Genomic DNA, 10,062 nt, shown 5'->3' with positions numbered 1-10,062 from the left:
CCCTGTACCGCTACCTGTACCAGGACGGGGACGGACATGATCGCGATCATTCGGTGCGGTACTCGGCCAAGATGACGTCAGTGGGCATCTATGGCGCGGTCGCGGACCCATCGCCGCAGGTCGGCTTGATCGTAGGCCTTGTCGGCATGCAGCTTGGCGGGCTTGCGTCGTCGCGGGCCGCGCCGGGACTTGATCGCCGGGATCGTCATGACCAGGGGGTGAGCGCGTGGATGTCGTGGTGTTGGCTGCTGAGACAGCCACGGCGTCGCCGACAACCTGCATATCGGCGGCTCTGTCCAGGTGCTCGTCGCGGCACGGATACGACTATGTTGGCGAAAGTGTACGACGTGTTCATCTGCTACAACTGGGACGATAAGGACTGGGCGGACGCCTTGCACGCCGCGCTCGTCGGTTGTGGCGTGGCGGTGTTCCAGGACGACAAGAACATCCCCTTCGGCGACACACTGGACCCCGCGCTCCGGGAGGCATTGCTCGGGGCACGGATGCTCGTTCCGCTGATGACGCCGACGTTCCACGAAAGTCCGAGCTGCCGAAAAGAACTGCTCATCGCCTTGACCGCGGCCTACCGACTCGAACAGGGCGCTACCGAGCGGGTCATGCCCATCAGTTGGCGCGTGCGTCCGAGCGCCTTGCGGCCGCGTCAGCTCAAGCGGCCGAAGCTGCTCACTCGCGAAGGTCATGACGTCGCGGAGCAAGCCGAGATCATCGCGGCGAAGGTCGCTCGTGTTCGTGCCACCGACCAGCGCAGATTCGGCGATGCCGCGCCGGTGGGCGAGCCGGACTGGTATCCGCGCCCGTTGCCCGCGAACAAGCGATTTCGTGGGCGCGGCGAAATGATGTGGGAATTGCACGAATCGTTGCGCGTCAAGTCGAAGCCGGGAAACCGTGGCCATCCGGTCGTCTCGGTCCGGGGTGACGCGGGCGAGGGCAAGACGGCTCTGTGTGAGGAGTACGCACGTCTGTTCGCCGAAGATCACCCTGGCGGTGTGTTTCAGGTCCGGCTTGGAGGTAGCGGTCAGCGCGGCCGGTTCGACCCTGCCGTCGTGTTGGCGCGCTTTCACCAACAGTTGCACGACATCGCGAGAATGCTCGGTGCGGACACCGAAGTGGACCGTACGGACGAGTTGACAGCGGCCATTGGCAGGAGGCTGCGTGCTGGGCAGCCGTACCTGTGGCTCGTCGATGACGTTCCGTCGGCGGTGGACGAAGCTTTGCTGGGCGTGATGTACGCCCCTACGGACAATGGCAAGACACTTCTGACCACACGTGGTGAGTTTGCGGGTCTCGTATCGGATGAGCTCGTCCTCGTCCCGCTGGACGAGCGGAGCGGCGTCGAGGTCCTAACCGCGGCTCATCCGCTTCCGGCCGGCCCATCGGCGCAGCGGTCGGCAGCGATAGGACTCGTCACCGACCTCGGACGTAACGCGCTGGGCTTGACGATCGCTGCTGGACTGACCAGGACAGTCGGGTTCGCGGGGTATGAGTCACTTCGACGGGAACTGCAGCGGAACACGCCTGATTCGCTGGAGATGGCGACACATCTGACGGACATCCCCGTCGCCTACCGCAAGCAGTTGAGTGCCACCGTGCTGCGTAGTTTCCGCGCGCTTCGCGACGATGGCCGTGACGCGCTGGCGGTGAGTAGTGTCCTTGGTGACGCCCCGCTACCGAGGGATCTCGTCGACGAGATCCTCGGTGCAGCTGTGGACCGCCGAGCCACCACGGCCTCGTTCGGCGCACTGGTCGAGCGCGGCCTGGCCACCCGGCTGGGCGACCACAGCTATCGGGTACATGCGCTGTTGGCCAGGGCGGCGAAATTCTTCTTCCCGCCCACGTACCGCCAACGGCTGCACGAGGCGGCAGTGAATGTGATCGGCGATTCGCTCGAATCCGCCCGCGACCAGTTCGACGTCACCAGAAAATTGTCGTCCTGGCTGGACCACGTGATCACCCTCGCTACTACCGAGGAGTGGCCTTGCGGGCCGAGCGAGTGGCACGTATTGAACGAGGCCGGTCGGTCGCAATACGAACTCGGAGACACCTCGGGCTCCCTGTACTCGTTCGAGGTTCTCCACCGGTTGTGCGAGAAGTCGGCGGAGGCCGACGAGGAGACGCGGCTGGTGGCACTGGTGAGCCTGGCGGCAGCGCATTTCGGGCAAGGGAACTTCACCATCGCGGCGGAATTGCAGGAGGAGAGCGTTGTGCGGTACAGCGCCCTTAAAGGGCCGACGCACAGCGACAGCTTGCAGGCCAAGGAGAACCTGGCGAATACACTCGGAAAGCTCGGTGCCGCTGAGAAGTCGTTGAGCCTGCACCGCGCAATTTACCGCAGTCGCTGCGAAGTCGACGGGTGTACTTCGCGCAGAACATTGATCGCGCTGAACAACCTTGTGCTCGCTGTGGGGCGAAGTGGCTCAAGAAAACTCGCCCTCAGACTGGCCTACGGCGCCTGGGCCCGCTGGCAGCGGACGGTCGGGCCGGACGCGCCCGAGACGCTGGAAGCGGTCGAAGCCATTGGCCACAACCTGCGTCGGCTCGGCCGGGCCGATGAGGCCGCGGACGTCTACGACTACGTGGCTGCCTGCAGGCAAGTGGTTCTCGGCCCCGATCACCCGGACACCATCGACGCCCGCGAGAACAGCGCGGACGCGCACGGAAAGTCCTACTGGGTCGTGTATGCCGAACGGCTCCAGGCACAGGGACCGGCGCACTTCGACACCCTGGTGACGGCACGGAAGTTGCTCAACGCCAACCTCAGCGATCACCGATCCGCCCGGAACGAAGAAGTCGTGACGTGGGAAGACACGGTGGTCGAGGTCATGGAGCTGGCCGTTGCCTTCGCGGAGGAGGAATCGGCGCACGGCCCGGATGACCCGAGGGCGTTGCGGGCGAACGTGGTGCTGGCACATTCGCTCGGGACAGCCTGCGAGGTCGTCGGAGATCAGCTCGAAGCCGCTGTGGCGATCGCAGAGGACGCGCGTGACCGTCTCGGCGAGGCGGCCGCGCGGACGCCTCTCATCTTGGAGCCGTTCGATCTCGCCATCGCTGAGGTGGTCCACCACTGGCTGCTCGGACTCGCAGGGGACCAGCCGAATTACTGATTGACCCCGAGCTGGGCGAGTGCCATCGCCACCACGCTGCCCTCGGCCGGGCCGAGCCTCCGGTACGAGCTCAGTGCGGCGACCCAGAAGTCCCGCGCTTCCTCGAACCGGCCTGCCGACGCGGCGAGCCCGCCGAGTTCCTGAAGGACACAGGCCTCCTCGTGCTGGCTGCCGCTGTTCCGCGCGTGCTGGAGGGCTCGGTGGAACGCGATCTCGGCCAGAAGGTGGTCGCCTGCCCGTTGGTGGATCCTGCCGAGCCTGCCGTAACCCTCCGCCGCGTCGACCTCCAGGCCAAGTCCGAGCGCGATATCGATGGCCTCTCCGGCGTGCTCGACGGCGTTGGTGAAGCGGCCCAATTCCATCTCCACGAGCGCTTTGCTTCGCAGGGTGATCCCCACGTTCCGGTGTGCCCCGCTTTCGCGATACCACTGGAGTGCCTGCTCTTGGTTTCGCAACGCCGCTATGAAGTCACCTCGCCTTCGCAGTACCGCTGCCTCGTTGGCGAGGGCGTTGCTTCTGCCGTGCCCGTTGCCTAGTTTTTCGAACAGTTCGCGTGCCCGCCGGTAGTGCTTCGCCGCTTCGTCCAGCTCGCCGATTTCGACCAGCGCCATGCCGAGGTTGTTGCGCGTGCGCGCCTCGGCGAGCGAATCGCCGGCACGAACGCATGCCGCGAGAGCGTTCTGATGGGTGCTCAGCCACCCGTCGCGGGCTTTGGTCAGGAAGTAGTAGTCCCGCAACGTGTATGCGAGCTGCCAGTGCCGTCTGTCGAGTGCCGGATCATCGATCGCGCACATCGTTTCGAGGTTCCGGCGTTCAAGATCCAGCCACCGCAGCGCGTCGTCGCGGCTCTGCATTCCGGGCAGTGCCACCGCCTGCCCTTCGAGGGGAAAGCGGAGTCGATGCGGCATCACGATTTGCCCCGCCCGATCTGCCGAGTGCAAGTAATGGTCGTACAACCGGGCCATTGCGACTTGCCGGTCTTCCGCTGTTTCGGTGCGGTCGCTCAGCTCCCGCGCGTAGGTGTGGAGGAGGTCGTGCCAGCCGAATCGGCCGCGACCCAGATCGAATAGGAGGTGCTTCCGCGCCAGTGACCTGAGTAAATTCATAGCGGCTTCCGAAGAGACATCAAGAAGCGCAGCAACGGCGTTCGGACCGAATTCGGAACCAGGGTGCGACCCGAGCAATCGGAAGGCGCGGGCCTCGCGGTCCGGCAGTGCCCGGCAGGACCAGGCGAATATCGTTCGCACTGCGGAACGGGGGTCGTCGTGAGTGTCGAGCACATCCAAGCGCGCTTGTTCGTCGGCGAGTTCGGCAACGACCCCATCGAGCTCGGCCGAGGTGGAGCGAGCGATTCGCTCGGACACGATGCGCAACGCCAGCGGCAATCCGGCACACAAACGCACCAGCGTGCCTGCATCGGGGTGGCGAGATCGGTCGCCGATGGCCGAGCGGAGGAGCATCAAGCCGGCCTCGTCCGGCAGCGGGTCAACTCGGATCGCGGTGGCCGCGTGCTGGACGACGAGGCCACTCAGCTGGTGGCGGCTGATGACGATGACGGTGCCTCCGGTGGGACCGGGTAGCAGCGGCCGGACGTGATCCGCGGACTGTGCGTTGTCCAGCACGACGAGCGCCCGACGCCCGCTCATCAACGTCCGAAAGTGCGCGGCGCGCTCGTCGAGCGTGGCCAGCTCTTCGGGGCGCGAGTACCCGAGCGCTCGCAGAAACCCCGCCAATGCGTTATGCGGGCGTAGAGGTTCGTTTATCCCGAAGCCGTGCAGGTCGACGTACAGCTGGCCGTCCGGGAACCTGTGGGCCGCGCTGTGCGCCCAGTGCAGGACGAGCGCCGTCTTGCCGACACCGGCCATCCCGGACAGGACGGCGAGTCCGTCGGGTGGCAACTCGTCCAGCCTGGCCAGCAGGTCCTCGCGACCGATCAGACCAGCGACGCCGGCGGGAAGCTGGCGAGGCTCGGGCCTGTTGCCGTCAGGCATCGTGATGTGCATACCGTCATGGATGACACCGGCTTGCACCGCGAACGTCTGGTCACCGGTGAGGCTGTTCCGCACGTGGTGCTCTGGGGACATGAGTCCGATTGTCGACTCATTCGCCCGCGGATGCGAGCGCCCCGATGGGTTCTGACCTCGTTAGAACGCGGTGTCGACCTCGACCTTGTAATCCTGGTAGCCGTCAACTTTGTCCTGCGTGGCCAAAGTGAAGGTTTTCGTCCGTTCCGGGGCGAGGCCGTTCAGCGCGCCATTGCCCGTGCCGAGGATCCTGCCGTTCGCATCGTAGAACGTGACTTTGATGATCAGATGCTTCGTCGCGGTACCGTTGTTGTGTGCCTCCCCATACACCTTGTGATCGGGCGTGACGGTGAAGTTGTCCAGCAGGATCCCGTCTTCGTCGGTCTGCTCCGGGCGAGCAGCCAGTCGCGCCAGGGTGACTCGCGCGTTCGTCGTCGTGGCAGGCGGGGTGAGGTCGCCCGCTTCCAGCCAGTCGTTCCCGCTGAGGTCGACCGCGCACCCGACGTTCAGCAGTCGCTGGGCGAGGAGCTTGCGTGGTGCCGCGTCGTTGCTCAACTGCACCACAAAGTGTCCATTGAGGTCGGTGAACCGTCGTACCTTGCCGAACTCGACCAGGATCGTGCGCTCCGGGATCAGCGCCATCGCCATGCCGGTCTCGTAGATGACGTTCGGGCGGGCCTGCCCCGCCAACTGGGTCTCTAAGTCGTGTTCGTCGTCGGCGTGCTCGGCTTTGAGTTGGACGAGGTCGTCCGGCGTGGATAGCGCGATGACGGCGCGGCCCTTGCTCAGGACTGCCTGAACCACGTCACCGATCTTCGGGGAGCCTTGCTGTACTTCGGCCAACACCTGTGACCACTCCAATGGCTGAAGGCCAATCGCACGGACGAACTCGAAGAGTGCGCGTCGCGCCTTCTTGTCGCGCCCGTGGATCACGAAGACCGTGCGGTCCCGGTCTAGCTCGGGCATTCAGGCCCGCCTCCTTGATTCGTCTCCGGGCCGGCCGGTCGAGCCGGGGACCCAGTGGATGCGCTCGACCGGTTCGCTGAAGCGGGCTTGCACCTCCACTTGGTGGAGTCTATCGACTCGTCTGCTCACGAGTGGTGCCGGTGTGGACGGTCGCCCACGCGGTGTGAGGTCGGTTGGTGGGATCGCACGCGGAGTCGTAGGGAACACCTCGCCGATCTCCCCTCAGCAGTCGTGCACCCCGCGGTGGCGAGCCGTTCGAACCGCACCGCGTCGATCGTGTCCGGTACAGCATCAGGAGGTAGCCGGGCGGGCGGGTCAGGATTAGCTCCGGCACCCCCGACGGCCGCGGCCGCCGAATCGAGCGCCTTGCGCAGCTGGGACACCGCATTCATCGATGATGCGGGATGGTGGTATGCGCACGAGCAAAGAAGCATGAATGCTACCAACGGTAGAGCCATTCTGCTGATGGCTTGCAGTTGCACGACGTGTGCAGCATGGTCGGTTCCGTTAATGAGGCCGGCTTGAGTGATCGGAGACGGCGTGGGTATCCAAGAGCAAGCCATGTACGCAGGGACTCCACTGTCGCGGTTCCTCGATGACCAGCTACCGAATCGCGGGTCCGTAGTGGAAGCATGGGTCCACGAGCTGACCTCGAATGCAGTCGACGCGAGCGCCCCCGTTGTCGGGCGTGACAGCGTCGGGTGGGCCGTCGAACTGTGTATCGGGCTCGACCTGGCGAACACCCCGCCCCGCATGCAGGAGCTGTCATATCTCCCCGTCGACCGGTGTGCTGCGACGCTGGCCGCGGCCGGCTTTGAACATCGTCCGCTGGCGTCGTTTGCTGGTCAGGGGACTACTGACCCGGTTCTGCTGCACTGGGAGCGCACACATCACCGTGTCGCGGTGGATGATGCCCAGCGCGGGGTCTTTGCCGCGTGTCTGGATCTGGCGTCGTTTCGGCAGCCGATGCATCGCTGGGGTAACTCCCGCACGGTCGATCGGCGCCGTTCATTCTTCCTGAGCTTGGCTATGGACGAGGACAGCATGGGCAGGAGCTGCGAGCTGCTCGACATGGTGTGCCACTGCTGGGACCTCTATCTGGCTCGTGGTCGCCGGGCGTTGGTGGCCTTGGGGGAGAAGGTAGTGGTCGCACCCGAGTGGGCCTCTGGTTTCGGTGTGGCTGATCTGGTGATTGGCAGGACGTTGATCGATGTCAAGTTAGCCGTCGAGCCCACCGCGGACGACGTGGCGACTTGGCTGCGGCAGCTACTCGGCTACGTGCTCCTGGACCGCCACGACAACTTCCGGATCGATGCGGTGGCGGTGTACAGCGCCTGGCACGGGTGCCTGCTTCATCATTCATTGGGAGATCTTCTCGCAACGGCTAGTTCAGGTCCGCGTCGCGACTTGAGGCAGCTGCGAGCTGAGTTTCACCATGCCCTGCGTGACGATGTGGATAGCTATGTGGCGTGGAAGGAACGCCGACGTTACGCGTGAGCACTTGCTGTTCTCTCGCATGCTGATCTGTCGCGGTGCTGGCGGCCTGTTGTTAGCGTCGTTGCAGTGCTGTCGAGGCATTTGCTAGGCGTCAGCGTCAGCCTGACGTGTGACACCAGCTGCAGGGCGGCGCCGCGCAGTAAAAAAAGAAGGTCACTCCGTTGCAGACAAAGGCACACGCCGGGTTCTCGGACATAGACAACGCAGCACATCCTGAAAATATCGTTTAGCTGACTGTGCTGAGCTTCTGACGGACGCGGTCGGCGTCCTTGGTGCGGTATTGCGACTGAAACAGCTCGAGGGCTTGTTCCCATGCCTCGCGCGCCGCCACCTTGTCCCGGGCCTCAACCGCATCCCCGAGGAGATCGAGCGTGGTGGCTTCAGATGCGGCATCGCCGAGTTCCCGGTAGAGGGACAGGGAGTGCTGGTAGGTATTGACCGCGTGATCGGTGTCACCGGTGTGGTGGGCGATGTATCCGAGGCTGAGCAGTGTGGTTGCTTCGCCGCTGCGGTCCTGTCGGCTTCGACATTGTTCGAGGGCATCGGTGCAGTGCTGATGTGCGTGGGCGAGGTTGCCGATTTTGGCGGTGTACCAGCCGATCTCGTTGAGAGCGTGAGCGCTGCTGACCGGGACACCGACGTCCTCATAGAGATGGAAGGCGCGTTCGGAGTGCTCCAGGGCTTTCTGGTACTCGTTGCGTTGGTCCCAGGCCACTGCCAGTGCGCGATGGGTGTGGGCCTCACCCAGCTGGTCGCCGTGCTCTTGTGCCCAGGAGATGCCGTCTTGCAGGTGGTGGAGTGCGTCATCATGTTGGCCGAGCAGCGCGGCGGCGCGGCCGCAATGGCGGTAGGCGCGGGTGCGGAGACGAACATCGGGCAGGTGATGGGACGCGGCCAGTCCTGCTTTCCATGCGGTCTGATAGTCCTGGAGGTGTCCCTGGCGGAGCTGGACGGTGGTCAGAGCCCAGGCGAGCTGCCATACCGCCGAGTCCCAACCCTTCTTCACCGCCAGTTGCAGGGTGGCCATCAGATTGGCCCGCTCGGTGGTGAGATAGGTCCAGGCGTCGTCACGGTCGGCGAGTTGGCGGGGTACACAGCCAGGAACCAGTTCGTCGAGCTCGATGGGGGTGTGGCTGGGTGCGATGAGCAGGTCGGCGGCGTGCGCGGTGTGACAGGCGAAGGTCACCAGGCGGCGCAGGCCCTGAGCTTCGGCGGCGGGCTCGGTGTGGCGTGCGGCGTAGAGCCGGACCAGGTCGTGCATCCGGTAGCGCTGAGGCGGGTGCTGCTGGATGAGCGACACGCGCTCGAGCGACCGCAGGATCGTGCGTGTCTGGGGTTCCGGTGTGCCGGTGAGGCTGGCGGCGGCGGGCACGCTAATGTCGGGTCCGGGCGCTGCGCCGAGCAGCGCGAACACAGTGGCCTGTTCTGGAGTGAGGGCACGGTAGGACCAGGACAGCACCGTTTCCAGGCTGCTGGTCGGGGTTCCCTCATCGAGTGCCTGCAGACGAGTGGCGGTGTCGCGCAGTTCCGCGGCCAGATCCGCCAGGGGAACATGTGGGTCCAGGATCGCGCGGCCAGCGACGATGCTCAACGCCAGCGGCAACCCTGCACAGCTGCTCACCAGCTCAGTCACAGCGGCGGGCTCGGCCGCCAGCCGAGCATCGCCCAGCCGGCGAGCGAGCAACACATGCGACTGCTGCTCGTCGAGTGCCTCGACGGTGACCGGTCGTGCGCTGTGCCGGGCGATGAGGCCAGCCATCTGGTCCCGACTGGTCACCAGCACCGTGCACCGGGAACCACCGGGCAGTAGCGAGGTGATGTGGTCGCTGTCGCGGGCGTTGTCGAGCACGATGAGCATCTGCCGCGTTGCGACCAGGCTGCGGTACAACCCGACCTGTGCCGACGGCTCCGCGGGAATGGTGTCCGAGGCGACTCCGAGGGCGTCGAGAAACCCGCGGACCGCCTCGTGCGGTGGCATCGGGTCGTCGCTGGGGTCGAAGCCGCGCAGGTCAACGAACAGCTGCCCGTCTGGGAAACGGTCCTGGTGAAGGTGTGCCCAGTGCAGCGCTAACCATGTCTTCCCGATCCCGCCAGCGCCAGCAAGCGCTGAGATCACCACCGTGGAACCCTTACCCAGTTCGTGCTCAAGCACCGCAGTTAGCCGTTCCAGCTCGGTTTCGCGGCCGGTGAACAGCGACGATGCCGACGGCAGCTGCTGCGGCACCACCGACGGGCGCCCCGCCTGCTTAAGGACGATCGTGCCGACATCCCTCGCCTGAATCGCGTTGCCCAGGACATCACCGCGGATCACGTTCTGCCCCTCTGAGGTCCCCACCATGCCCCTCAGTGTGCCCGATCACAGCCCGCGCTCCTCCGCAGCTCAGAGATCTGAAAGGAGGAGAGATATTGGCAGGGCAGGCGGGCGTGCCGACCGGATTGCGGCCGCGGGGTGG

The 10,062-nt window shown here is 65.3% G+C and carries 5 protein-coding genes and 1 pseudogene; 2 read left to right on the top strand and 4 right to left on the bottom strand.

Annotated elements, in window-relative coordinates:
* Positions 1 to 89: 89 nt before the first annotated feature.
* Positions 90 to 264: pseudogene (locus ACZ5IK_RS16025) on the bottom strand (IS5/IS1182 family transposase); the annotation flags it as partial.
* Between the two features lie 74 nt (positions 265 to 338).
* On the opposite strand from ACZ5IK_RS16025, the gene ACZ5IK_RS16020 reads away from it, so the two are divergent.
* A complete protein-coding gene (locus ACZ5IK_RS16020; protein WP_465488353.1) occupies positions 339 to 3,122 on the top strand; it encodes a tetratricopeptide repeat protein in 2,784 nt (927 codons plus the stop codon).
* Here the strand turns inward: ACZ5IK_RS16020 and ACZ5IK_RS16015 are convergent.
* Together ACZ5IK_RS16015 and ACZ5IK_RS16010 are read right to left on the bottom strand one after the other, a co-directional pair.
* Complete coding sequence (locus tag ACZ5IK_RS16015) at positions 3,116 to 5,206, bottom strand: tetratricopeptide repeat protein (RefSeq protein WP_465488352.1); 2,091 nt, start codon at positions 5,204 to 5,206, stop codon at positions 3,116 to 3,118. The genes ACZ5IK_RS16020 and ACZ5IK_RS16015 overlap by 7 nt on opposite strands.
* Positions 5,207 to 5,266: 60 nt before the next feature.
* Entirely contained in the window at positions 5,267 to 6,112 is an 846-nt protein-coding gene (locus tag ACZ5IK_RS16010) for a TIR domain-containing protein (RefSeq protein ID WP_465488351.1), read from the bottom strand.
* A gap of 540 nt (positions 6,113 to 6,652) precedes the next feature.
* On the opposite strand from ACZ5IK_RS16010, the gene ACZ5IK_RS16005 reads away from it, so the two are divergent.
* A complete protein-coding gene (locus ACZ5IK_RS16005) occupies positions 6,653 to 7,609 on the top strand; it encodes a hypothetical protein (RefSeq protein ID WP_465488350.1) in 957 nt (318 codons plus the stop codon).
* Positions 7,610 to 7,835: 226 nt separating this feature from the next.
* On the opposite strand, the gene ACZ5IK_RS16000 is transcribed toward ACZ5IK_RS16005, so the two are convergent.
* The gene (locus tag ACZ5IK_RS16000) at positions 7,836 to 9,947 is read right to left on the bottom strand and encodes an ATP-binding protein (RefSeq protein ID WP_465488349.1); all 2,112 of its coding nucleotides are present in this window, start codon (positions 9,945 to 9,947) and stop codon (positions 7,836 to 7,838) included.
* Positions 9,948 to 10,062 lie beyond the last annotated feature (115 nt).

It is taken from the genome of Amycolatopsis sp. NPDC031561, from assembly GCF_055580625.1.
Note: the sequence above shows the minus strand (reverse complement) of the source record. Positions and strands in the feature narration are given on the sequence as shown.

What these genes read in the sequence shown, in the direction of transcription:
- ACZ5IK_RS16015 (WP_465488352.1), bottom strand. Translation starts at nt 5,206, where the DNA reads ATGTCCCCAGAGCACCACGTGCGGAACAGCCTCACCGGTGACCAGACG.
- ACZ5IK_RS16010 (WP_465488351.1), bottom strand. Translation starts at nt 6,112, where the DNA reads ATGCCCGAGCTAGACCGGGACCGCACGGTCTTCGTGATCCACGGGCGC.
- ACZ5IK_RS16000 (WP_465488349.1), bottom strand. Translation starts at nt 9,947, where the DNA reads ATGGTGGGGACCTCAGAGGGGCAGAACGTGATCCGCGGTGATGTCCTG.